This window comes from Scleromatobacter humisilvae, from assembly GCF_023231945.1.
Taxonomy (GTDB): domain Bacteria; phylum Pseudomonadota; class Gammaproteobacteria; order Burkholderiales; family Burkholderiaceae_C; genus Scleromatobacter; species Scleromatobacter humisilvae.
Map to the genome: position 1 here is coordinate 195053 of NZ_JAJLJH010000010.1, position 22347 is coordinate 217399.

At 70.1% G+C, this 22347-nt stretch carries 18 protein-coding genes; 5 read left to right on the forward strand and 13 right to left on the reverse strand.

Going from position 1 to position 22347, the window contains the following annotated elements:
- Window positions 1–131 precede the first annotated feature (131 nt).
- Window positions 132–1208, forward strand: coding sequence for a CAP domain-containing protein (locus tag LPC04_RS24410; RefSeq protein WP_275684913.1), 1077 nt, complete (start codon window positions 132–134; stop codon window positions 1206–1208).
- Window positions 1209–1214: 6 nt separating this feature from the next.
- Here the strand turns inward: LPC04_RS24410 and LPC04_RS24415 are convergent, their stop codons facing one another.
- The 11 genes from LPC04_RS24415 to recG form a co-directional block, all read right to left on the reverse strand.
- On the reverse strand, window positions 1215–1811 hold the full coding sequence (locus LPC04_RS24415; RefSeq protein WP_275684914.1) for a hypothetical protein: 597 nt from the start codon (window positions 1809–1811) through the stop codon (window positions 1215–1217).
- Window positions 1812–2152: 341 nt separating this feature from the next.
- The gene (locus tag LPC04_RS24420) at window positions 2153–2872 is read right to left on the reverse strand and encodes a response regulator (protein WP_275684915.1); all 720 of its coding nucleotides are present in this window, start codon (window positions 2870–2872) and stop codon (window positions 2153–2155) included.
- Entirely contained in the window at window positions 2869–4452 is a 1584-nt protein-coding gene (locus tag LPC04_RS24425) for a sensor histidine kinase (protein WP_275684916.1), read from the reverse strand. Before LPC04_RS24425 ends, LPC04_RS24420 begins: the two co-directional genes overlap by 4 nt.
- A gap of 80 nt (window positions 4453–4532) precedes the next feature.
- Complete coding sequence (locus LPC04_RS24430) at window positions 4533–5360, reverse strand: ATP-binding cassette domain-containing protein (protein WP_275684917.1); 828 nt, start codon at window positions 5358–5360, stop codon at window positions 4533–4535.
- Window positions 5357–6148: an ABC transporter permease gene (locus tag LPC04_RS24435; protein ID WP_275684918.1), complete on the reverse strand. Its 792-nt coding sequence runs from the start codon at window positions 6146–6148 to the stop codon at window positions 5357–5359. The genes LPC04_RS24430 and LPC04_RS24435 overlap by 4 nt, the downstream gene beginning before the upstream one ends.
- Window positions 6149–6214: 66 nt before the next feature.
- Window positions 6215–7999: an OmpA family protein gene (locus LPC04_RS24440; RefSeq protein ID WP_275684919.1), complete on the reverse strand. Its 1785-nt coding sequence runs from the start codon at window positions 7997–7999 to the stop codon at window positions 6215–6217.
- A 40-nt stretch (window positions 8000–8039) separates the two neighbouring features.
- Window positions 8040–9080 (reverse strand): hypothetical protein, encoded by a 1041-nt coding sequence (locus LPC04_RS24445; protein ID WP_275684920.1) that lies wholly within the window; start codon window positions 9078–9080, stop codon window positions 8040–8042.
- 18 nt (window positions 9081–9098) lie between these two features.
- Window positions 9099–9806 carry a hypothetical protein gene (locus LPC04_RS24450; protein WP_275684921.1) on the reverse strand — a complete coding sequence of 236 codons (708 nt, stop codon included), beginning with the start codon at window positions 9804–9806 and terminating at the stop codon, window positions 9099–9101.
- A gap of 138 nt (window positions 9807–9944) precedes the next feature.
- A complete protein-coding gene (locus LPC04_RS24455; RefSeq protein WP_275684922.1) occupies window positions 9945–13721 on the reverse strand; it encodes a PAS domain-containing protein in 3777 nt (1258 codons plus the stop codon).
- Window positions 13722–13767: 46 nt separating this feature from the next.
- On the reverse strand, window positions 13768–14706 hold the full coding sequence (locus LPC04_RS24460; protein ID WP_275684923.1) for a LysR substrate-binding domain-containing protein: 939 nt from the start codon (window positions 14704–14706) through the stop codon (window positions 13768–13770).
- 218 nt (window positions 14707–14924) lie between these two features.
- Window positions 14925–17042, reverse strand: coding sequence for an ATP-dependent DNA helicase RecG (gene recG / locus LPC04_RS24465; protein WP_275684924.1), 2118 nt, complete (start codon window positions 17040–17042; stop codon window positions 14925–14927).
- Between the two features lie 192 nt (window positions 17043–17234).
- Between recG and LPC04_RS24470 the strand changes: the two genes are divergently transcribed.
- Together LPC04_RS24470 and queA are read left to right on the forward strand one after the other, a co-directional pair.
- Window positions 17235–17360, forward strand: a complete 126-nt coding sequence (locus tag LPC04_RS24470; protein ID WP_275684925.1) for a hypothetical protein — start codon at window positions 17235–17237, stop codon at window positions 17358–17360.
- 25 nt (window positions 17361–17385) lie between these two features.
- A complete protein-coding gene (gene queA, locus LPC04_RS24475; RefSeq protein ID WP_275684926.1) occupies window positions 17386–18498 on the forward strand; it encodes a tRNA preQ1(34) S-adenosylmethionine ribosyltransferase-isomerase QueA in 1113 nt (370 codons plus the stop codon).
- On the opposite strand, the gene LPC04_RS24480 is transcribed toward queA, so the two are convergent.
- A complete protein-coding gene (locus LPC04_RS24480; RefSeq protein ID WP_275684927.1) occupies window positions 18499–19428 on the reverse strand; it encodes a LysR family transcriptional regulator in 930 nt (309 codons plus the stop codon).
- 197 nt (window positions 19429–19625) lie between these two features.
- Here LPC04_RS24480 and LPC04_RS24485 point away from each other — a divergent pair, with 197 nt between their 5' ends.
- Entirely contained in the window at window positions 19626–19964 is a 339-nt protein-coding gene (locus tag LPC04_RS24485; RefSeq protein ID WP_275684928.1) for a DUF4148 domain-containing protein, read from the forward strand.
- A 106-nt stretch (window positions 19965–20070) separates the two neighbouring features.
- Window positions 20071–21198 carry a tRNA guanosine(34) transglycosylase Tgt gene (gene tgt / locus LPC04_RS24490; RefSeq protein WP_275684929.1) on the forward strand — a complete coding sequence of 376 codons (1128 nt, stop codon included), beginning with the start codon at window positions 20071–20073 and terminating at the stop codon, window positions 21196–21198.
- 65 nt (window positions 21199–21263) lie between these two features.
- Here the strand turns inward: tgt and LPC04_RS24495 are convergent, their stop codons facing one another.
- Window positions 21264–22238: a peptidylprolyl isomerase gene (locus LPC04_RS24495; RefSeq protein ID WP_275684930.1), complete on the reverse strand. Its 975-nt coding sequence runs from the start codon at window positions 22236–22238 to the stop codon at window positions 21264–21266.
- Window positions 22239–22347 lie beyond the last annotated feature (109 nt).

The following is a 22347-nucleotide window of genomic DNA, read 5'->3' on the forward strand; positions in this document are numbered from 1 at the left end:
CATCCCTTGAACAGGCGACTTCGTGGCTTGGGCGATCCGGGACGACATGGAAGCATGGCGCTCGCTCGTGTCGGCGGCGTCGAGCTGGGTCGATGCCGCACGACCGGGCATCAACTCAAGGAGGCACCTGGATGGATTCGTTCGCTGAACTCGGCCCGCTGGCCCGGGATGCGGGCCGTTGGCGCTCGTTGGGCGCGCTGTTCACGCTGGCCGCGGCCAGCGCGTTGACGGGTGCGCTGGTGGCCTGCGGCGGGGGCGGTGGTGGCGAGGCTCCCACCCCGTCGCCGCCGCCGGCCCCGGCGCCCCCTGCGCCCACGCCTTCGCCGGCCGCGCCCATCGCCGCCCAGCTCACGGTGCCGACCCCCGTGGACTACGACGCCGATCGTCTCGCCGCGTTCAAACGGCTCAACGAGATCCGCCTGTCGGCCGGGCTGGGGATGCTGGCGCAGAACACGAAGATGGATCAGGCGGCGCAGTCGCATGCGGCGTGGATGGTCACGAACGACTCGTTCACGCATGACGAGGTGTCCGGCACGCCGGGGTTCACGGGCGTGAACTGGGCGCGGCGGGACGAGGCGTTTGGCTATGTGCCGATTGAGGGAAGCGAGGTCATGGCCCAGGGCCCGGCGTCGGCCGGCGTCGACATCCTGGTCAATTCGGCCTATCACCGCGCGGCACTTCTCGCATTCGAGCCGGTGGACGTCGGGGTCGGACGGTCCGGCGCCAGCGCGGCCAGCGTCACGACGCCGCTCGTCATCGACCTGACCAAGCCCGGATACGACACGGTTCGCGGGGCGGGCCAGTCCGCACAGCCATCGATCAACGGCGTCGCCGTGTGGCCCCTCGACGGGGCGAGCAACGTCCCGCTGCGCCTGGGCAACGAGAGCCCCAACCCCGTGCCGACGCAAGACGTCCTGACCTTGGGAACACCCGCCTCCCTCAACGTGGCGGAAGGCCAGAGCATCGCGGCGACGCAATTCACCTTGACCAATGTCGCGACCGGCAACGTCGTGCCCACGCATCTGCTGACCAACGCGAACGATCCGAACTTCGCCACGCCCGAGTCGTTCATCGCCGCCGTTCCACTGGCGCCGCTGTCGCCCGGCACCACCTACCGGGTCGTCTTCTCGGGGAGCACCCGTCAGTTTCCGACCGGTGCGATCCAGTCCGTGAATCGCACCTGGTCGTTCACCACGGGGTCGCCATGAATGGCGCTACCGTTGCGCCTGGCAGTTGTTGAAGGCACCAGCGCGGATGTAGTTGTCCCAGTTCAAATAGAACGGCCCCAGAAGGCCATTCGAGAAGTGGTCGCCGTCCGAGCAGGCCGCGAAGGTGCCATCCCAGCAGTAGCACGACCCGAGCACCGCGGGGATCTCGGTGGCCTCCTCGGGGTGCGTCGGCATGCCGACCTCCTCGAGCGTTGTCATCGAGCCGAAGGGGACGCTGACGGTGAGTCGCGGATTCCACGAATCGTACATGTTGATCACCCAACCGTAGCCGATGCCCGGCGCAAAGGTCCACGAGACCCAGGCCAGGTCGCCGGACCTGGTGTAGAGCGGACCGAGCGTGCGCCAGCCGGGGCCGGTCTGGAATTGCACGCCGGGCAGGCAGTTCCTTTCGCAGGCGTGATCCGTGGGGAAGTTGAAGCTCAGCGTGATGGTGACCGGGACGGTGCTGCGGTTGATGAATTCGTCGAGACGCACCGGGCTGGAGGCACCGGTGGCGTCCGCCACGAAGTCGAAACCCCAGTACGCGTAGTTGGTGGGCGGAACGCCGCCCAGCGGGCCGTCGTAAAGGATCGATCCGGTCATGAAGGATGGCGGCGGAGCCGCCACCGGCGCCCTGGCCACGCTCGTCGCGCACGTACTGTCCGCATCCCTCGGCCCGCAATCGCTTGGCCTCACGTTCGAACCCAGCCCCGGCCCCGCCAGCGCCGACTCGGCAAGCACGGCCAGACACAGCCCCCGATAAAGACTCTTGAATTGAAGCGACATGGCGCACGCACACCGTTGAAGAACCGCGACGCCGGTGCAGCGACGAACAGCGTTGTCCGCACCGGTCCATGCGATCGATTCTCTACAGCCCTGGCCAAACTGCCCCGCGCCAAACGGCCGGTTTCGCCGTGTTCCTGCGCGCCGTCGATGAGCCGCGATCAGCCCTGCGGTTCGACGATCCGATAACCGACTCCGGGCTCGTTCATCAGCAACTGCGGATCCGCCGGGTTGTCCTCCAGCTTGCCGCGCAGCTGCGCCATGTACAGCCGCAGGTAGTGCGTGTGCTCCGTGAACTCGGCGCCCCACACGTCCATCAGCAGCTGCCGGTGCGTGACGACCTGGCCCGCGCTGCGCACCAGTCGCGCGAGCAGGTTGAATTCGGTGGGCGTGAGATGCACCTGCTCGCCGGCGAGCAGCACCTCGCGCGTGCCGAGATCGATGCTGAGCGCGCCGACGGCGTAGCGCGTGATCGCCGGCGAGACACTGGTGCCGCGATGGCGCAGCCCCACGCGCATGCGCGCGAGCAGCTCGCGGATGCTGAAGGGCTTGACGAGGTAGTCGTCGGCGCCGGCGTCGAGCAGGCGCACCTTCTGGCCGTCGCTCTCGCGCGCCGAGATGACGATCAGCGGCACCGCGTGCTTGCGGCGCAGTTCGACCAGCAGCTGTTCGCCGTCGCCGTCGGGCAGGCCCAGATCGAGCAGCACCATGTCGACCGGCGCGCCGCCGGCGGTCGGCCGCGCGCCGAGGCCGGTCATCAGCGCGAAGGCCTCGCTGAGGCTGGCGGCAGTGAAGACCTCGTAGCCTTCCGCCGTCATCGCGTCCTTGAGCGTGCGGCACAGTTCGCGGTCGTCCTCGACCAGCAGGACACGCAGCGTCATGGGCGCCCTCCGTCCAGCGTCGATTCGCGATCCTCGACGCCGGGCGAGTCCTGCTCCGGCAGCCAGCATTCGAAGCTCGAGCCGCCCTGCGCGGGCTGGCGCAGCCTGAGCTCGCCGCCGTGCGCGAGTGCGATCGAGCGGCAGACAGCCAGCCCCACGCCGGCGCCGCGCTGGGCCGCGCTGTTGCTGCTGCCGGAGCGCCAGTCGCCGCGCTGGAAGACGTCGAAGATCTTCTCGCGCCATTGTGGCTCGATGCCGGGGCCGTTGTCGCGCACGGCGAAGACGATGTGCTGCCCGTGGCGGCGCACCGTCAGCTCCACCGGCGCGGGCGGATCGCTGTACTTCATCGCGTTGTCGATCAGGTTTTCCAGCATCTGCGAGAACAGGACGGCGTCGCAGCGCACCAGCGGCAGGCCCGGTTCGGCCCACACCTTGATGCGGCGCTCCGGGTCGTGGTGCTTGCGGGCGCGGTCGATGGCTACGCCGGCGAGCTCGTCGGGCGATTCCCAATCGAGGTGCAGCTGCACGCCGGGCGCGTCGAGGCGCACGAGTTGCAGCGTATTGTCGGTGAGACGGCTCAGCTGGCGCGTCTCGGTGACGATGCTCTGGGCCAGGCGCTGGCGCTGCTCCGGCGCGAGCTTGCCGCCCTGGTCGCGCAGCGACGACGCCGCGCCCATGATGGCGGCCAGCGGCGTGCGGTAGTCGTGCGAGATCGCGGCCAGCAGCGCGTTGCGCACCGCCTGCCCCTGCGCACGCGCCTGCGCCGACTCGGCCTCGCGCTGCGTGCGGGCGCGATGCAGCAGCTGGCCCATCTGGTCGCACAGCGCCTGGGCCTGCACGAGCACCTCGTCGTCGACGGGCTCGGCCGGGTTGACCGCGATCATCGCCGCGCCGAAGGCCTCGTCCTCCGTGCCGCGCAGCGGCAGGTAGAGCGCCGGAAGCTCCTGCTCGTGGCCGGTGCCGGGGCCGAACTGGCGGCACAGGCGCACGCAGTGCCACAGGCCGACGAGGTCGTCGGCGCTCGGATCGCCCAGCGTCGTCGAGGCGTCGTCGTCCGCCGGCGCCGGCGTCTCGTTGCGCAGCAGCAGCAGCCGCGGCGGCCCGCCCAGCAGGTCCTGCAGCGACGCGCGCAGCGCCTCGCCGCGGCGCAGCGGGTCTTCGGTGTCGCGCAGCGCATCGCCGAGGCGGCGCATCTGGTCGGCGTGGCGGGCGCTGCGGCGCGCGCGCGACGCGAGCACGCGGCCGCGCGCGAGCAGGCCCGTCACCACCCAGCTCAGGACCAGGATCTCCGCGAGCAGCAGCATGTCCTCGGTCAGCTCCACCGCGAACGCGTGCTTGGGCGGCACGAGGAACCAGTCGAAGGCCGCCACGGCCAGCGTGGTGGTGGCCAGCGACGCCAGCGTCGGCAGCCAGATCGCGGCCAGCGCCGACGCCAGCACCAGCGTGATCGCCGCCTGCGCCAGGCCGATGTGCTTGTCCAGGCCCAGCATCAGCAGCCAGGCTGCGGCCCACACCGCGCAGGCCCAGGCCCATGGCCAGCGGGCCATGCGGCGGGGGGGAATCGCGTCGTCGTCCGTCATCGTGGCAACCGTACCAGACATTGCAGCCTCCGCCAGCGCGCGCCAGAAGCCCGCCGATGCCGCGCTGCCCGGCCGCGCCATCACAGCGTCGCGAAGCGCGCCTTCAGCGCCGCGGCCAGTTCGCGGAATTCCGCACGCGACTCGATGTCGGGATCCCACGCGAGCCCCATGCCGGCCAGGTCGTAGGTCTGCTGGATCGAGGCGCCCCCGCTGGGCTGGCCGCTCGCGTCGCGGTTGCGGCCCAGCAGCCACAGCGTGTCGGAGATGCGGATGGCGCTCTCGATGTCGTGCGTCACCACGATGATGGTGTTGAGCTCGTGCGTGGTCGACACGTCGACCAGCGTCTCGCACACGGCCGACTTCGCGAGCGGGTCCAGCCCCGAGAACGGCTCGTCCATCAACAGGAAGTGCGAGCTGCACAGCAGCTGCTGCGCGATCGCGACGCGCTGGCGCTGGCCGCCCGACAGCATCATCGGGTGGCACTTCGCGTGGTCCAGCAGGCCGAACTTCTCCAGCAGCGCGACGCAGGCATCGGCGGCGTCGTGCTGGTTGCGGCCATGGCGCGTCGCGGCCAGCATCAGGTTGCCCCACACGCTGCGGTGGTTGAACAGCGGATAGTTCTGCGCGACGACGCCCACCTCGCCCGCCTGCACCTCGCGCTGCGAACCGTTGAGCCGGACGCTGCCCGACGTCGGCTTCTGCAGGCCGGCGATGCAGCGGAACAGCTGCGACTTGCCGATGCCCGACGGCCCCAGCAGGCCCACGACCTGGCCCTGCTGCAGGCGCTCGCGCCGGAGGTTGTCGATGCGTCCGCTGACGCCTTCGAGGATGGTGCGGTCGTGGCGCACGCACACGTTGTCGATCGTGAGCAGGCGTTCGCCGACCGTGTAGACGGGGTGTCCGGTCATGTCGTTCCTTGTTGCTTGCCGAGCGCGCTCCACGGGCACGCGGCGTCCTTGACCAGCGAGAGCAGCGCGTCCTGCGCGAGGCCGAACGCGAGGATCGTGGCCTGGATCGCGAACACGCCGGCGAGCAGGAAGTAGCGGTTCTGGTTCAGCAGCATCGCGCCGATGCCGCCGGCCGAGCGCGTCATGCCCTCGACCAGCGTCAGCAGCGTCCAGCCGACGGCGGCGTTCTGGCGCATCAGGTCCAGGATCACGTCGGCCTTGCCCAGCACCACCACCTCGCCGGTGATGCGCCAGTGGCGCATGCCCAGCGTGCGGCAGTGGTCGACCGGATCGCGCGACGTGGCCGCGAGGTCGGCGAGCAGCGCCGTCACCATGAACACGAACATGCCGAAGGCGAGGATCCAGACGCGCAGCGCGGTCGCGTCGCTGGACATCAGCATGAAGACGTAGGTCAGCCCCGCGAAGCCGAGGAAGCGCATCGTGGCCGCGAGGCGCGCCAGCGGCATGAACACGGGCGCCGTCGCGAGGCAGGCCATCGCGACGGCCGCCAGCGTCGACAGCACGAGCGCGACCACGCTCACCTTGACGCTGGCCCACAGCTCGAACAGCAGGCCCTGGTGCTGCACGAGATCGATCCACGCGCGGCCGACCTCCATCGGCGACGGCAGCGTCCTCGAGCCGCTCAGCGCCCACAGCGCGACGGCCGCGACCGCCTGCACGGCGACCATGGCCTGCACCCAGCGCGCGCGCACGGGCGTGAAAGGCAACAGCAGATTGACGGGTCTCAAGAGTCTTCTCCGTGGCGAGCCGCCCGCGTCTGTCGACGGGGCGGCTCGCGCCTCAGGCATCGCGCGTCATTCGGTGCGGACGAGCGCGATGTCGACCCGGCGGTTGCGCGCCCGGCCCTCGGCCGTGTCGTTGGCCGCCACCGGCTGCTGGTCGCCGTAGGCGCGCGTGCGCACGCGTTCCTTCGGGAATGACGAGGACGCATTGGCCTGCAGCCAGGCGCTCACTGCCTCGGCGCGGCGCTTCGACAGTGCGAGGTTGGACGCCGGGTCGCCGACGTTGTCGGTATGCCCCGACACCTGCACCGTCAGCCCCGACACCGCGACCTGGTCGAGCATCGCGTCGAGCACGGGGATCGCCTGCGGGCGGAACGTCGCCTTGCCCGTGTCGAACTCGATGGCCCACGAGCGCTTGGCGAACGTGGACGTCGCGGGCGCGCTGGCGTCGAACACCGGCGTGGCGGGACGCGCCGACGCCGCGGCCGTGGCCTCGCTGGCGAGCGCCTGCACGTAGCTGGCGTTGACCACCTGCTCGTACGGCAGCACCACGGGCATCTCCTGCGGATAGAGCGACTTCGCGATGCCGCCGTAGACCGTGTAGACGCGCTTGTAGAGGTTGTCGTTGCCGTTCAGGCCCAGCAGGTAGAGGTTGTCGGCCAGGTTGTTGGTGGTCGAGCCGCCGAGGCGGATGTCCAGGCCCTTCGAGTCCTTCTCGACCACGCCGCGGTGGTACTTCGCCCACCATTCGGGCGTCTGCTCCTTCATGACCTTGGCCATCACCGTCGACGCGGCGAGCAGGTTGGCGTCGTTGGCCTTGATCGCGTCGCTCGCCTCGAAGGACGCGGCCAGCAGGTTCTTCACGAACGCCGGGTTCTGCGCCATCCATTGCTTGTTGCCGATGATGGCGGCAGGCATCTGCCACATGTATTCCCGGGTCGACGCGACGGCTGCCAGGCCGCCCACCTCGCGCGCGATCTTGACGTCGCCGGGCGTCCACGTCGCGGTGCCGTTCTGGCACACGCGGCGCGACTCGCCGGTCAGCTTGCCGGCGCTGACGACGGGACGCGTCTCGCACGCGCCCTTGCTCGCGGCGATCAGCTTCTCGTCGGCCTCGGTGAACGCGCCGACGGAGACGAAGTTCATTGCGTCCGGGTCATACGTCTTCGGATCCGCGTTGACCGGGATCCTGTTGTCGGCCGCGTACTTGATGCAGATGTTCCAGTCGCCATCGCGCAGCACCGCGCCGATCAACGAGCCGCGCGCCTTCTGCGGGTCGGCGACGACCTCGGCCGGTAGCATGCATTTGTCCTCGCCGCGCGAGTAGCCGAGCGCGCCGACGACCTCGATCTGCTGGCCGAGCTTGTCGAGCGCCGCCTTGGCCGACGCGGCATAACCGGGCAATGCGTCGCCCATGATGACGACGAAGGCCGCGCCCTTGGCCGGGCGCGCGACGCCGTTGGCGACCTCCTGCGCGAACAGCGCCTGCTCGGCGACCATCTGCGAGTAGTCGTCCTGGCGCTCCAGCGCGAGGTGCACGCCGTGGCGCGCCATCAGGCTGTCGGCCGCGGTCGTCGCATCGCCGTTCGCAAGCGCGATGCCCGCCTCGGCGTTCCACGGCAGCAGCAGCGTGCGCGCCGTGTAGTCGCCGGTGGCGGGGGCCAGCGTCGACGTCACGAGCGTGGGCTGCGCGGCCGTCGCGGTGCTGCCTGCGACCGGCACGTCGGCCTGGCTCGGCACGCTGCTGGCGCTCACGCTGTGGGCGTGCGCGACCTGCGTGTAGCGATTGATCCCGACCCAGGCGCCGCCGACGGCGGCGACGATCAGGAGAAGTCTGGGGAGCGGCTTGATGGCCATGATGATTCCTTTCGATGCGTTGTTGTTGCTGACGTTTGACTCAGTTGCTGGACGGGTTGAACCAGTCGAGCCCCGGCGTGTCGCTGCCGGTGTTGCGGGGTCGCGTCGGGCTGCCGCGCGTCTCACGCGCGGCGCCCTCCGGGTGGTTCTCGATCAGCAGGCGCTTGGCGTCGCCCAGCACGATCGAGTCGGCGTTGCTCTCCCAGTCGGCGAGCATCTGCACGGCCTGCTGTTCGTACACGCCGTTGCGCAGGTCGATCGACTGCATGAAGGTGTCGGACATGCGCACGAAGTCCTCGATCTCGCCGATGCGCATCGCGTAGTCGGCGGCCACGTACTCGTTGGCCATGTCGTAGAGCTCCTTGGCGCTCGGGTCGCCATGGATGATGGCCATCGCCGACTTCATCGCGGAGTACGCCTCCTTGGCCATCGCGCGCTTGCGCTCCTTGATGGACACCTCCTGCGTCATGTCCTCGATGAGGAAGGTCGAGACCTCCTGGTATTTCACGAGCACGCGATGCAGCAGCTCCATCTTGGCCAGCAGGTCCTGGTAGCTGAGGTTGGCCTCGGCCATGCGGCCGGCCTTGCGCGACTGCGCGGCCGCCACCATCGTCAGGCCCTTCTTCTTCGCCTCGCTCACGAGGCCCAGCGCGCCGCTCTTGGCCTGGTCGTTCTGGCGGATCTCTTCCTTGCAGGCGCGGATCATTCCGGACAGCCGCGAGATGCGGCCGTTCATGTCGGCCAGCTTCTTCTTCAGGTCCTCGATGTAGTTGCGCATGATCCCGATCGGATCGATCTCGACGAAGACCTGCGTGAGGCGACGCATCGCGCTCATGTAGGCCCACGCGCCCAGGCGCCAGAAGCGGCGGTCGGTGATCACGAAGAACAGGGCGGCCGCGGCCACGCCGAGGATGGCGGCGTAGACCGTGTTCTCCAGCAGCGCGATGATGGTGGGCAGCGCGCGGTAGAGCAGCGCGCCGGCCCCGCACACGAGCGCGACGCCGACGATCTGGCCGGTCACGCCTTCCTTGCGCTCCCAGAAGCTGCGCGGCTTGTAGTCGGTGGGAATGAGGTCGTTCATGATTTCTCCTTTCGTTGTTCAGCCCAGGTGGCGCAGCACGGTCGCCTTGGCGGCGTCCAGCGCCTGTGCCACCGACTTCGCGGCCGCGTCGAACTGGCGCTGCACGCCGGCGAGCTCGTGGCGCTTGCCGTCGATTTCCTGCGTCAGCTGCGCCTGGCGCTCGCGGTCGCGCGCGACGGCCGCCTCGATCTGCTGGATGCGCGCCGCGGTGTCCGCACGCAAGGTGGCCACCTGCTGGGCGGCCGCTTCGATGTGGGTCGTCAGCGTCTGCAGCTCCTGCGAGCGCGCGCCGATCTCCTGGCGTTCCTTGTCCTCGAGCTGGGCACCGAAGCGCGCGGCCTCGGCCTCGAGCGCGGGCACGTGCTGCATGGCGATCGCCTGCACCACCTGCTCGACGCTGCGCGAACTCTTGATCAGCGCATACGCCGCCTGGTATCGCGTGCGCTCGTCCAGCACGATGGCCTCCAGCGGCGCGAGCTTGTCGGTCAGCGCCGTGTAGGCCGTGGCCTTCGACAGCACCTGCGCCATCAGCGCCTGCGCCATCGGCGACATCGCCGCCGGCGCCGCATCGGGCGCGGCCGGCTTGTCGGCCGGCGTCCGCGTGCCCTGCAGCTTGGCGCGGCGCGCCGCCGCGACCGGGTCCTCGTCGATCAGGGCGTCCTTCACCGCGCCCCACAGTTGCGCGCCCAGGCCGTGCCGGGGTGCGGTGTCGTTGCTGTCAGCCATGTCGTTCGCCTCGTCAGAGCGCGCCTCGTGTCGGCGCATGACGTGACTAGACCGGAGCGGCCGTATGGGCCGCATATGGCGGCGTCAGGATTCCGTTAGGAAGAGGCCGGCGCGCGTCATCCCGACGCGCACGAAGCTTCAGGCGATGTGCCGCACGATCATGTCGACGAGCTGGCGGAAGTCGATCGGCTTGGCGATGTGGTCGACCATGCCGGCGGCCAGGCACTCGCGGCGTTCGTCGAGCATCGCGTGCGCGGTCTGGCCGATCACCGGCAGGTCGGGCGCGAGCTCGAGGATGCGGCGCGTGGCCTCGTAGCCGTCCATCTCGGGCATCTGGATGTCCATCAGCACGACGTCGTAGGACTCGCGGCCGTCGGCCAGCACGCGGTTGACCGCCTGGCGGCCGTCGCCGACGATGGTCGTGTCGGCGCCCTCGATCTCGAGCGCGCGTTCCAGCACGATCTGGTTGACCTCGTTGTCCTCGGCGACGAGCACGCGCACGCCGTCGAGGCGGCGCGGGCTGTCGGCCCAGGACGAGTCGCGCGTGAGCTCCGGCGGCGTGCCGGCGGCCGGGATCCACGGCAGCCGCAGTTCGAACACGCTGCCGACGCCCGGCTCGCTGCGCACCTGCACGGCGCCGCCCATCAGCTCCGCCAGCCGCTTGCTGATCGCCAGGCCCAGGCCGGTTCCGCCGAAGCGTCGCGTGGTGGACGTGTCGGCCTGCTGGAAGGCGTCGAACAGGTGCGCCAGCTGCTCGGGCGCGATGCCGATGCCGGTGTCGGCGACGCGATAGACCATGCGCACGCCCTCGGGTCCGGTCTCGAGTCCGGCCCACACGCCGACGCTGCCGGTCTCGGTGAACTTGATCGCGTTGGACAGCAGGTTGACGAGCACCTGCTGGGTGCGCAGCGCGTCGCCCATGCAGCGATCGGGCAGCGCGGGGTCGAAGGTCAGCTCGAGCGCGATGTGCTTCTCGATCGCGCGATCGCGCAGCAGCGCCACGGCCTCCTCGGCGAGCGCGTGCGGCGAGATCGGCCGCTGCTCCACGCGCAGCTTGCCGACCTCGATCTTCGAGAAGTCCAGCACGTCGTTGACGATGCCCAGCAGCAGGCGGCCCGAGTTGAGGATGGCGGCGAAGTTGGCCGCGGTGCGCGGGTCGGCGGTGTCGCGCTGGCCGATCTGCGCCAGCCCGAGCAGGCCGTTGAGCGGCGTGCGGATCTCGTGGCTCATGTTGGCGAGGAACTCGCTCTTGGCGTTGGCGAGCGCCACCGCGTTCAGGCGCGCGCGCTCGCGATCGGCCTCCAGCGAGTGGCGGTCGGTGATGTTGCGCACGAACATGATCACCTGGTCGGTGCCCAGCGGCAGCGTGCGCGCCTCGAAGTAGCGCTCGCCCTCGGGGAACGGCAGCGCGTATTCGACGACGACGATGTCCTTGGTGGCGATGGCCTCGGCGATGGCCGAGTGCAGCGCGTCGGAGGCCGGCGACGGCAGCAGCTGGTCGATGCGCCGGCCCAGCAGGTTGGCGGTCTGGGTATACATGTCCTCCTCGCGGCCGATGCGGAAGTCGACCACCGTGCCGTCCTGGCGCATGCGGAAGTAGCGGTCGGGCATCGCGTCGAGCACGCGGCTCAGTTCGGCGGTGCGCTGCGAGACGATGCGCTCCAGTTCGAGCTTGCGGTCCTCCAGCGTGCGCGTGGCCAGGCGCTGGGCGGTGAGGTCGAAGTACGAGGCGAGCACCAGGTCCTCGCCGCCGATGGACACCCGCATCGCCGAGAACGACGCATGGAAGATGTCGCCCGAGCGCGTGCGGAACGGCGCCTCGATGTTGCGCACCTCGCCGTCGCGCTCGAGCGCGGCCATCGCCTCGCCGCGCAGCTTGATGTCGACCCAGGTGTCGAGCTCCAGGCCGTTGCGGCCGATCGCCTCGTCCGGGCCGTAGCCGAACATCGAGATGAAGGCGTCGTTGACCTCGAGGTAGCGCTTGTCGTCGTAGCGCGCCAGGCCGAGGCCGGACGGGCTCATGCGGAACATCGTCGAGAAGCGGGCCTCGCTGTCGCGCAGGTCGTTGATGGCCTGCTCGCGCTCCTCGGCCAGCTCGTAGCCTTCGAGCGCGCGGCCGATGTCCTCCGACAGCCGTTCCAGCAGCGCGAGCTCGCCCGCGTCGAAGAACTGGATGGCCGACGAGTACATCGTGAACACGCCCACGGTGCGGCCGCGCGACTTCAGCGGATAGGCCGACGACGACCGGTAGCCGAGCGCCAGCGCGCCCTCGCGCCAGGTGGCCATGCCGGGGTCGCTGCCGATGTCGGTGGAGTGCATCGCGCGGCCCTCGCGGAACGCCTGCACGCTGGGCGCCAGCCCGCGCGGGCCTTCGGCCAGCGAGGCGTGCGGCGGATCGAGGTAGTCGCCGGTCTTGCCCGCCCAGGCGACGGGCACGAGCTCGCCGGCGTCGGTGTCGGGGCGGCCGATCCAGGCCATGCGCAGGCCGCCGTCGCGCACCATGATCTGGCAGACCGCCGCGAACAGCGGCTCGGGCGCGCGCTCGCGCGCGATGGCCGCGTGCACGTTGGTCAGCACCTGGTAGAGGCGATTGAGGCGCCGCAGGTGGCGCTCGTCGTCGCGCCGCTGCGTGACGTCGCGGCCGATGCTCAGCACGCCGGTGAGCTCGCCGTGCGAGCCGAACACGGGCGTGTGCAGCGATTCCACCAGCTCCTGGTGGCCGTCGTGCGCGTAGGTCAGCGTGAACTGGTGCGGCACCGGCGCGCGCACCTCGATCGCGCGCTGGTCGGCCGCGGCGAACTCGGCGGCGACGGCGGCCGGCAGGAAGGCGCTGGCGGGATGTCCGAGCAGCTCGTTCTCGGGCGCGCCGATGAAGCGCTCGAAGCGCACGTTGCAGGCGAGGAACTTGCCGTCCAGGCCCTTGAACCAGACCAGGTCGGGCAGCGTGTCGATCAGCGTGCGCAGGCGCCGGGCCTGGCTGTCGATCTCGGCCGTCTTGTCGCGCACCGCGCGGCGCATCGCCAGGCCCCACAGCACAGCGACGACCGCGGCCAGCGCGAGCGCCGCCAGCGCGATCACGAAGGCCCGCAGCCAGCGCTCGCCCACCAGCGGCGCGCCGAACCATTTGTCCTCCAGCGCCTTCTTCTCGCCGGGCGAGATCTGGTCGAAGCCCTTCTCGATCAGCGACAGGGTGCCCGAGTCGCCGCGCCGCACCGCGCGGTGCATGTGGCCGTAGTACATGACGAACGCCTCGCGGAAGCGCTGCGACGCGTTGGCCTTGTACAGGTAGTACTCGGCCGAGGGGCCGTCCATGCAGAAGATCTTCGGGCCGCCGGCGACCGCCGAGGCGATCAGGCTCTGGTAGCTCGGATAGGTATCGATCAGCGTGACGCCGCCGGCGCGCAGGCGGTCGATGCACAGGTCGCCCGACAGCGCCGCCACGTGGAAGCCCTTGAGCGAGTGCAGGTCGACCAGCCCCTTGACGCTGCTCTCGGCGTAGATCGGCTCGCGCACGTCGGCGAACGGCGCGGTGAAGTCCATCGTGCGCGCGCGTTCGGACGACCAGAAGATCGTGTCGATGACCTCTGCCTCGCCGTTGGCCACCCGGCGCATCGCGTCGGCCCAGTCGACCGGCTGCAGGTCGACGTGCACGCCGGTCTTCTTCTCCCACAACGCCCACTCGTCGGCCACCAGGCCCGCGGGGCGGCCGTCCTCGTCGCGGAACAGGTAGGGCGGGTAGTTGTCGGCGCCCACGACGTGGATCACGCGTGGCGGAGGCGTCGAGGCCGGGCCGGCCGGCGCCGCCGCGACACCGGCGGGCGATGCCGCTTCGGATACCACATCGGGTATGGCCTGCGAGGCCGGCGCGGCGTCCGCCATCAGCGGCAGCACGAGCAGCGACAGCGCGACGCGCATGCCCAGGGCATGTCGCGCGAGGGAGACGAAAGCGGGTTCCAGGGCGCTAGTCCGAGAGTCGGGTCACGCCCTCGAGCGCGCAGGCGTAGACCGCGTTGCGCAGCGCCGCGATGGCCTCGTAGCGTGGGAAGCTGCGCCGCCAGGCCAGCACGACGCGGCGCGTGGGCACCGGCGCCTCGAACGGGATGTAGGTGACGAGCGCGTGCGACTGCGGGTCGTCCATGCCGTGCGCGATCGACAGCCTCGGCACCACGGTCACGCCCATGCCGGATGCCACCATGTGCTTGATTGTCTCCAGCGACGAGCCCTCGAAGCTCTTGCGGATGCCCTCGGCGTCGTTGGAGAAGCGCGCGAATTCCGGGCACACCTCCAGCACGTGGTCGCGGAAGCAGTGGCCGGTGCCCAGCAGCAGCATCGTCTCCTGCTTCAGGCGCTCCGACGAGATCGACGTCTCGCCGGCGAGCGCATGCGTGCGCGGCACGGCGACCATGAACGGCTCGTCGTACAGCGGCGCGATGGCCAGGCCGCTGTCCGGGAAGGGCTCGGCCATGATCGCGCAATCGAGCTCGCCGGTGCGCAGCATGTCGAGCAGCTTGACGGTGAAGTTCTCCTGCAGCATCAGCGGCATCTGCGGCGTCAGCTCGATGGCGTGGCGCACGAGCTGCGGCAGCAGGTACGGGCCGATCGTGTAGATGATGCCCAGCTTGAGCGCGCCGGACAGCGGATCCTGCCCGCGCTTGGCGATCTCCTTGATCGCCGCGGCCTGCTCGATGACGCTCTGCGCCTGGCGCACGATCGCGGTGCCCAGCACGGTCAGGCTGACCTCGTTGCTCCCGCGCTCGAAGATCTTGACGTCGAGCTCTTCCTCGAGCTTCTTGATCGCCACCGACAGCGTGGGCTGCGACACGAAGCACGCCTCGGCCGCGCGGCCGAAGTGGCGCTCGCGGGCGACCGCGACGATGTAGCGCAGCTCGGTGAGTGTCATGGCGCTATTGTGATGATTCCGAACGTAAACAGGGGACCCGTATTGACCCGCTCCACGATTCGTGGGCCGATACCGCAAGCCGGGGATTGGAGAGGCTGCCGGCGCTGCCGCTGGGACTGACGCCCGAAGTTCAAGGGAGCGGCGGAACCGGCTCTGCCGGGCCGCTCGCGGCGGCCCCTCGGGGGCAGGGAGCGCCAGCGACCGTGGGGCAGTCATTTCTAGGCCTTCATCCATTCGAGCTTGCCGCCCAGCCAGCGTTCGACGTGGGCCGACGCCGCGCCCGGCGCCCGCGCGAGCAGCTCGGGCGCCACTTGCCGGACGTGCGCCAGCAGCGGCGCGTCCTCCTCGAGATCGGCAAAGCGCAGCAGCTGGTCGCCCGACTGGCGCGCCCCCATGAACTCGCCCGGGCCGCGGATCTGCAGGTCGCGCCGGGCGATCTCGAAGCCGTCGGTGGTCTCGGCCATCGCCTTCAGCCGCTCCTTGCCGATCATCGACAGCGGCGGCGCATAGAGCAGCACGCAGACGCTGGCGGCGCTGCCCCGCCCCACCCGGCCGCGCAGCTGGTGCAGCTGCGCCAGGCCGAAGCGCTCGGCGTGCTCGATCACCATCAGGCTGGCGTTGGGCACGTCCACGCCCACCTCGATGACGGTGGTGGCCACGAGCACCGGCAGCTCGCCGGCCTTGAAGCGCGCCATCACGGCGGCCTTGTCGGCCGGCTTCATGCGGCCATGCAGCAGGCCGACGCCGATGCCCGGCAGCGTCTCGGCCAGCGCGGCGTGGGTGTCGGTCACGTTCTGCAGCGTCAGCGCCTCGGCCTTGCCCGCGTGTTCGGCGGCGGCGTTCTCGGCGTCCTCAGACTCCTCGATCAGCGGGCAGACCCAGTAGACCTGGCGTCCGGCGGCGATCTCGTCGCGGATGCGCTCGACGATCTCCGGCCGCCGCGTGTCGGCGAACACGCGCGTGACGATGGGCGTGCGCCCGGGCGGCAGCTCGTCGATCGTGCTGACGTCGAGGTCGGCGAAGTAGGTCATCGCCAGCGTGCGCGGGATCGGCGTGGCCGTCATCATCAGCAGGTGCGGCTCCAGGCCCTCGATGGCCAGCTTGCGACGCAGCGCCAGCCGCTGCTGGACGCCGAAGCGGTGCTGCTCGTCGACGATGGCCAGCCCCAGGCGGGCGAATTCGACGCCCTCCTGGATGACGGCGTGGGTGCCGACGACGAGCCTGGCCGAGCCGCTGGCCGCCTGCGCCATGGCCTTCGCGCGCGCCTTGCCCTTGCGGCTGCCGCTGAGCCGGGCGACCTCGATGCCCAGCGGCTCCAGCCACTGCACGAGCTTGGCGAAGTGCTGCTCGGCGAGAATCTCGGTGGGCGCCATCAGCGCGCACTGCCAGCCGGCGTCCATCGCGACCGCCGCGGCCAGCGCGGCCACGACGGTCTTGCCGGCGCCCACGTCGCCCTGCAGCAGCCGGTGCATCGGCCGCGGGCCGGCGAGGTCGGCGGTGATCTCGTCGACGACCCGACGCTGCGCCCCGGTCAGGCCGAACGGCAGCACGCCCAGCAGCTTCTCGTGCAGGCCGCCGGCGCGCGGCGCGATCTCGGGCGCGCGCAGCAGCGCGCGTTCCGCGCGCGAGGCCAGTTGCGAGATCTGCTGCGCGAGCAGCTCCTCGAACTTCAGGCGCTGCGCCGCCGGATGGCTGCCGTCCTCCAGCGCGTGCAGCGAGACGTCCGCCGGCGGATGGTGCAGCGTCTCGACGGCCGCGCGCAGCGACGGCAGCCCCGCCGGCACGACCTGCGGCGGCAGCACCTCCTGCAGCGGCGCGCGCCCCAGGCTGCCGGCGATCGCCTTGCGCAGGTAGGGCTGCGGCAGCTGGGCGGTGGTCGGATAGACCGGCGTCAGCGACGACGCGAGCGGCGCGCCGGGCGTCACGGCCTTGAACGTCGGGTGCACCATCTCGCGGCCGAGGAAGCCGCCGCGGATCTCGCCGCGCACGCGCACCAGCTGCCCCGGCGCGAGCGTCTTCTGGTGCGACGGATAGAAGTTGAGGAAGCGCAGCACCAGCTCGGCCTGCGACTCGTCCGTCATCTTGACCACGAACTGGCGCCGGCCCCGCAGCTCGACGCGCGACTCGACGACGACGCCCTCGACCTGCACCTTCTCGCCGGTGCGCGAGCGCGCGATCGTCGTGACCTGCGTCTCGTCCTCGTAGCGCAGCGGCAGGTGCAGCGCGAGATCGATCGGACGCACGAGCCCGAGGCGCAGCAGCGCGCGCTGCGGTGCCGAGAGCTCCGCCTTCGCGGCGGGCTCGCGCGAGTCTTCGGCGACGGGCTGGTTCGACATGGTCGCGATTCTCGCGCCTGCCGTGTTGTTTTCCTGGCGAGCAAAGCGGGCGAATCGAACGATTCCGAACACGCACGTACAAGCCGATACCCACCCGGCTCGATAGTTGCCTGAAAATATCGGCTGCCGCCCAGCGGCTTTTTCTCCATAACGTCCTGCCTCGCTCGACGAGCGCCGGACCTGCAGCTCAACATGCGCCTCATTGCCCGTTTCGTGTTCCTGATGGTTGCCGTCTTCGGCGTGAGCCTGGCCTTCGCGTGGGCCTGGGACAAGTCCGACGCGCCGCAGGACACCGTCGCCGCCCACGCCGCGAACTGATCGCCGTCGCGGCGACAATGTCGCGATGACTCGCGACGCCGTCCACCTGCCGCCGCCTTCCGGCCCTTTTCGCCTCGGCGACTTCGATTTCGAGCTGCCCGACGAGCTGGTCGCGCAGCACCCGGCGGCCGAGCGCAGCGCCTCGCGCCTGCTCGACGGCACGACCACTCCGTTCACCGACCGGATCTTCCGCGACTTCCCGCGCCTGCTGAACCCGGGCGATCTGCTCGTGTTCAACGACACCCGCGTGATCAAGGCGCGGCTGTTCGGCGCCAAGGCCACGGGCGGCGGCGTCGAGGTGCTGGTCGAGCGCGTCCTGCCGCCGAACGACGCCTGGGCCCACATCCGCGCCAGCAAGTCGCCCAAGCCGGGCAGCGCGCTCACGTTCGGCGACGCGGCCGCCGGCACGGCGTTCGAGGTGCAGGTGCTCGGGCGCTGCGGGCCGGAGGACTCGATGTTCCACCTGCGCTTCCCGGGCGACGTCTTCGCGCTGCTCGAACAGCACGGCCACGTGCCGTTGCCGCCCTACATCGCGCACGCCGACGAGGCCGACGACGTGCGGCGCTACCAGACCGTCTTCGCCGACCGCCCCGGCGCCGTGGCCGCGCCCACGGCGGCATTGCACTTCGACGAGGCGCTGCTGGCGGAGATCGCGGCGCGCGGCGTGCAGTCGGCACGCGTCACGCTGCACGTGGGCGCGGGCACCTTCCAGCCGGTGCGCAGCGAGGATCTGGGCCAGCACCAGATGCACACCGAGTGGTTCGACGTGCCGCAGGCCACCGTCGACGCCGTGCTGCGCGCGCGCGCCGCGGCCGGGCGCGTCGTCGCGATCGGCACGACCACCGTGCGCGCGCTCGAGTCGGCCGCCACCGCCGCGACCCAGGCCGGCTCGCCCGGGTCGCTGCGGGCCGGCCCGGGCGAGACGCGCATCTTCATCACGCCGGGCTACCAGTTCCAGGTTGTCGACCGCCTGGTGACCAACTTCCACCTGCCCAAGAGCACGCTGATGATGCTGGTGAGCGCGTTCTCCGGCATGGAGCGCATCCGCGCGCTGTACGCGCACGCGATCGCGCAGCGCTACCGCTTCTTCAGCTACGGCGACGCGATGCTGCTCGATCGCGTCGATCCGGCGGCCTGATCAGCAGCTCTCGCAACCCGCGGCCGCGAGCCACGGATCGCGCTGGTTCTGGCCGAACGTGGCCAGCAGGAAGTCGACGAACGCGCGCGTGCGCATCGGCACGTGCTTGCGCGTGGGCATCGCGGCGAACAGCGTCACCGTGCGCATGTGCCATTGCGGCAGCACGCGCTCCAGCGCCTGCTCCATCAACGCATCCTCGGCCATGAAGGACGGCAGGCCGGCGATGCCCATGCCGGCGAGCGCCGCGGCGTAGAGCGTGTCGCTGTGCATCGTCATCAGCGGCGGCAGCTTCTGCAGCTCCACCAACTCCGGGTCGCCGCCGCCCCACGCCGGGGTGAAGGTCAGTTCGCGCTGCTCGCTGGGCGGGATCGGCATCAGCGTGTCGTGGCTGGCGAGGTCGCGCGGATGCCGGGGGCGGCCGTGCTGGTCGAGGTATTCCGGCGTGGCGCACAGCACGACTTCCGCCGTGGCGATGCGACGCGCGATGAACGCGCCTTCGATCGGCTTGGCGCGCTGCACGATGATCGTCACGTCGTGGTTCTCGTCCGGCGTCTCCACCGACGCCGACACGGTGAGCTCCAGCGACACCTTCGGGTGCAGCGCGCGGAAGCGCGGCAGGTGCTTGGCGAGCTGGTGCACGGCGAAGCCGGGCGGCACCAGCACGCATAGCCGGCCGCGCGCCTCGGCCGTCGCGATGCCGGCGACGGCCTCGGCGTCGTCCACCTCGCTCAGGATGCTGCGCACGCGTTCCAGGTACTCCTCGCCGACATCGGTCAGCGCGAGGCGGCGCGTCGTGCGATTGATCAGGCGGGCGCCGAGGTGCTCCTCGAGCTCGGCGACCAGGCGGGTCGCGACGGCCGGTGCGATGTCGAGCGCGTTGGCAGCCTTGGCGAAACCGCCGGCATCGATGACGCGGGAAAACACCCGCATGGCGCGAAGCTGATCCATCTGATTCTTTCCGAAACGGGAATAAACAATTCTACGGTCGCTTCTTTATCCCCGAAGTCCTCAGGAATACAGTGAATACATCGATGAAGCGCACACACCCACGCGTCACCGAGGCCCGGTGAAAGCCCTCAAGGCGATTCTCCGGACATCCTCAAAACCGTTGAAGAAAGAAGTTCATCATGCAAGTCCGTCAAGTCATCGCCGCCGCCCTGCTCGCCGTCACCGCCGTGGGCGCGATGTCGCAGGAAATCGACCGCAGCGAGAACCTGCAAGGCAAGAGCCTCGCGGCCGCTGCCGCCCAGGCCGACAACGCCGGTCGCACCCGCGCGTCGGTGGTTGCCGAGACGCGCAACCTGAAGGCCGACGGCCAGCTGAACGCCGTCGGCGAGCGCGCGGACGCCCCGGTCGTGACGGTCGTGCCGCAGACGCAGATGGCCGGTCGCACCCGCGCCGACGTCAAGGCCGAGCTGGCCCAATGGCGCCAGACCCACAAGCTGGTCGTCGGCGACCTCGGCTGACCCGGTCGGCGGATGTCCTGAGCATCCGCACTCGAAACGAGAGCCCCCGCGGGCGACGCGACACGATCGCGCCGCCCGTTTCCGTTGGGGCGGCGACAATACGCGGATGTTGAAATTCGAGATCCTGGGCACCGACGCCCACGCGCGCCGCGGGCGCCTGACGCTGAACCAAGGCGTCGTCGAGACCCCGGTCTTCATGCCGGTGGGCACCTACGGCACGGTCAAGGGCGTGCTGCCGCGCTCGCTCGAGGAAATGGGCGCGCAGATCATCCTGGGCAACACCTTCCACCTGTGGATGCGGCCCGGCCTCGACGTGATGGCGCAGTTCGGCGGCCTGCACAAGTTCGAAGGCTGGAAGGCCCCCATCCTCACCGACTCCGGCGGCTTCCAGGTGTGGTCGCTCGGCGAGATGCGCAAGATTTCCGAGGAAGGCGTGCGCTTCGCATCGCCCGTCAACGGCGACAAGCTGTTCCTGACGCCCGAGATCAGCATGCAGATCCAGACGGTGCTCAACTCCGACATCGTCATGCAGTTCGACGAATGCACGCCGTACGAGACCAAGGGCGTGCTGACGACCGAGCGCGAGGCGCGGCTGTCGATGGAGCTGTCGCTGCGCTGGGCCGCGCGCTGCCGCGACGAGTTCGCGCGTCTCGAGAACCCGAATGCGCTGTTCGGCATCGTGCAGGGCGGCATGTTCGAGTCGCTGCGCGAGTTCTCGCTCGACGCGCTGGTGGCGATGGATTTCCCCGGCTACGCGATCGGCGGTGTCTCGGTGGGCGAGCCCAAGGAGGACATGCAGCGCCTGGTCGCCCACACGCCGCATCGCCTGCCCGCGCACAAGCCGCGCTACCTGATGGGCGTGGGCACGCCGGAGGACCTGGTCTACGGCGTCAGGCACGGCGTCGACATGTTCGACTGCGTCATGCCCACCCGCAACGCGCGCAATGGCCACCTGTTCACGCGCTTCGGCGACCTGAAGGTGCGCAACGCGCGCCACAAGAGCGACGAGTCGCCCGCGGACATGAGCTGCGCCTGCTACACCTGCCAGAACTTCAGCCGAGCCTACCTGCACCACCTGGATCGCTGCGGCGAGATGCTGGGCCCGATGCTCAACACCATCCACAACCTGCATTACTACCTGAACCTGATGCGCGAGGTGCGCGCGTCGCTCGACGAAGGTCGCTTCGCCGAGTTCCAGGTGAGCTTCGCGCGCGATCGCGCGCGCGGGGTCTAGCGACCCGAAAAAAAGCGCCTGCTCGACCTCCGTCGAACAGGCGCCTTCGATGGCCTCTGGCAGGCTTACTGCGTCTGCGCGGCCGAGATGACCGTCACGTTGGGCACCGGCACGCACGAGCCGTCGTTGATCCCGACGAGGGTCGGGCAGACGCTGGTGCCGCCCTGAGCGATCGCGGCGATCTGCGTGAGGATCGCCTGGCTGCCGCTGACGTCGGCGAACACGGCGTAGCCGGGGCCGGAGGTCGTGTCGAAGGCCGCCGAGTTGTTCTTCACGTTGAAGAAGAAGCCGGAGGTGGCCGAGTTCGCCGCGGCGGTGCGGGCCATCGCCGCGGTCCATTGCACGTTGGTTCCGCCCGTCGTCTCGAGTGCGATCGGTGCGAACGTGCCCGCCTTGGCGGCCGGCAGCGTGCCGCTGGTCGCGGCGCCGTAGGTGCCGCCCTGGATGACGTCGTATTCGGGGCCCGCTTGCGGGTTGTTGAAGTCCACCACGCGATGGAAGATCGTGCCGGCGTAGAAGCCGTTGGTGGGGCTCGTGCCCGAATTCACGTACGCCAGGAAGTTGTCGACCGTGATCGGCGCGACGTTGCCCTTCAAATTGAAGACGATCGTGCCGTTGATGCTGCCGCTCGGGCCGCCCGTGACGGTCATCGTGACGATCGGCGGCAGCACGGTGAGCGGCTGCTGCGCGATGGTGCCGCCGTTGGACACCGCGAGGATGGTGCTCGAATAGGCGCCGGACGGCGTGCACGAGAAGTACGCGGTGGTGTCCGAGCTGGCAGTGGGCGCCGCGGTCAGGCGCGTCGCGTTCTTGCAGCCGCTGGCCTGCAGGTTGAGATTGCTGAGGTTCGTGCCGACGATGGTGACGAGCGCCGGCGTGCCGTACTTCGTGGCCGCGACGGTCATCGAACTCACCGTGGCGGTGGCGGAGTTGCCGCCGCCGCCGCCGCCGCAGGCGGTGAGTGCGGCGAGCGTGGCGGCCGTCAGGGCGCCCGCGACTAGGGTGTGCGCGGACGCGGAGACGTTGAAGCGTTTCTGCATGATGGGAGGTTGAGCCAAAAGCGACGATGGTAGGCGATGCCGGGGCGTCACACTGTTAAGTGATCGTTAATGATGAGCAGCGTGGCGGCCGCGCCACCGTGCGGGTAAG

Bases quoted from the DNA above. Each gene is read 5' to 3' on its own strand.
- LPC04_RS24410 (WP_275684913.1), top strand. From the start codon at position 132: ATGGATTCGTTCGCTGAACTCGGCCCGCTGGCCCGGGATGCGGGCCGT.
- LPC04_RS24415 (WP_275684914.1), bottom strand. From the start codon at position 1,811: ATGACCGGATCGATCCTTTACGACGGCCCGCTGGGCGGCGTTCCGCCC.
- LPC04_RS24420 (WP_275684915.1), bottom strand. From the start codon at position 2,872: ATGACGCTGCGTGTCCTGCTGGTCGAGGACGACCGCGAACTGTGCCGC.
- LPC04_RS24425 (WP_275684916.1), bottom strand. From the start codon at position 4,452: ATGACGGACGACGACGCGATTCCCCCCCGCCGCATGGCCCGCTGGCCA.
- LPC04_RS24430 (WP_275684917.1), bottom strand. From the start codon at position 5,360: ATGACCGGACACCCCGTCTACACGGTCGGCGAACGCCTGCTCACGATC.
- LPC04_RS24440 (WP_275684919.1), bottom strand. From the start codon at position 7,999: ATGGCCATCAAGCCGCTCCCCAGACTTCTCCTGATCGTCGCCGCCGTC.
- LPC04_RS24445 (WP_275684920.1), bottom strand. From the start codon at position 9,080: ATGAACGACCTCATTCCCACCGACTACAAGCCGCGCAGCTTCTGGGAG.
- LPC04_RS24450 (WP_275684921.1), bottom strand. From the start codon at position 9,806: ATGGCTGACAGCAACGACACCGCACCCCGGCACGGCCTGGGCGCGCAA.
- LPC04_RS24455 (WP_275684922.1), bottom strand. From the start codon at position 13,721: ATGCGCGTCGCGCTGTCGCTGCTCGTGCTGCCGCTGATGGCGGACGCC.
- LPC04_RS24460 (WP_275684923.1), bottom strand. From the start codon at position 14,706: ATGACACTCACCGAGCTGCGCTACATCGTCGCGGTCGCCCGCGAGCGC.
- recG (WP_275684924.1), bottom strand. From the start codon at position 17,042: ATGTCGAACCAGCCCGTCGCCGAAGACTCGCGCGAGCCCGCCGCGAAG.
- LPC04_RS24470 (WP_275684925.1), top strand. From the start codon at position 17,235: ATGCGCCTCATTGCCCGTTTCGTGTTCCTGATGGTTGCCGTCTTCGGC.
- queA (WP_275684926.1), top strand. From the start codon at position 17,386: ATGACTCGCGACGCCGTCCACCTGCCGCCGCCTTCCGGCCCTTTTCGC.
- LPC04_RS24480 (WP_275684927.1), bottom strand. From the start codon at position 19,428: ATGCGGGTGTTTTCCCGCGTCATCGATGCCGGCGGTTTCGCCAAGGCT.
- LPC04_RS24485 (WP_275684928.1), top strand. From the start codon at position 19,626: ATGCAAGTCCGTCAAGTCATCGCCGCCGCCCTGCTCGCCGTCACCGCC.
- tgt (WP_275684929.1), top strand. From the start codon at position 20,071: ATGTTGAAATTCGAGATCCTGGGCACCGACGCCCACGCGCGCCGCGGG.
- LPC04_RS24495 (WP_275684930.1), bottom strand. From the start codon at position 22,238: ATGCAGAAACGCTTCAACGTCTCCGCGTCCGCGCACACCCTAGTCGCG.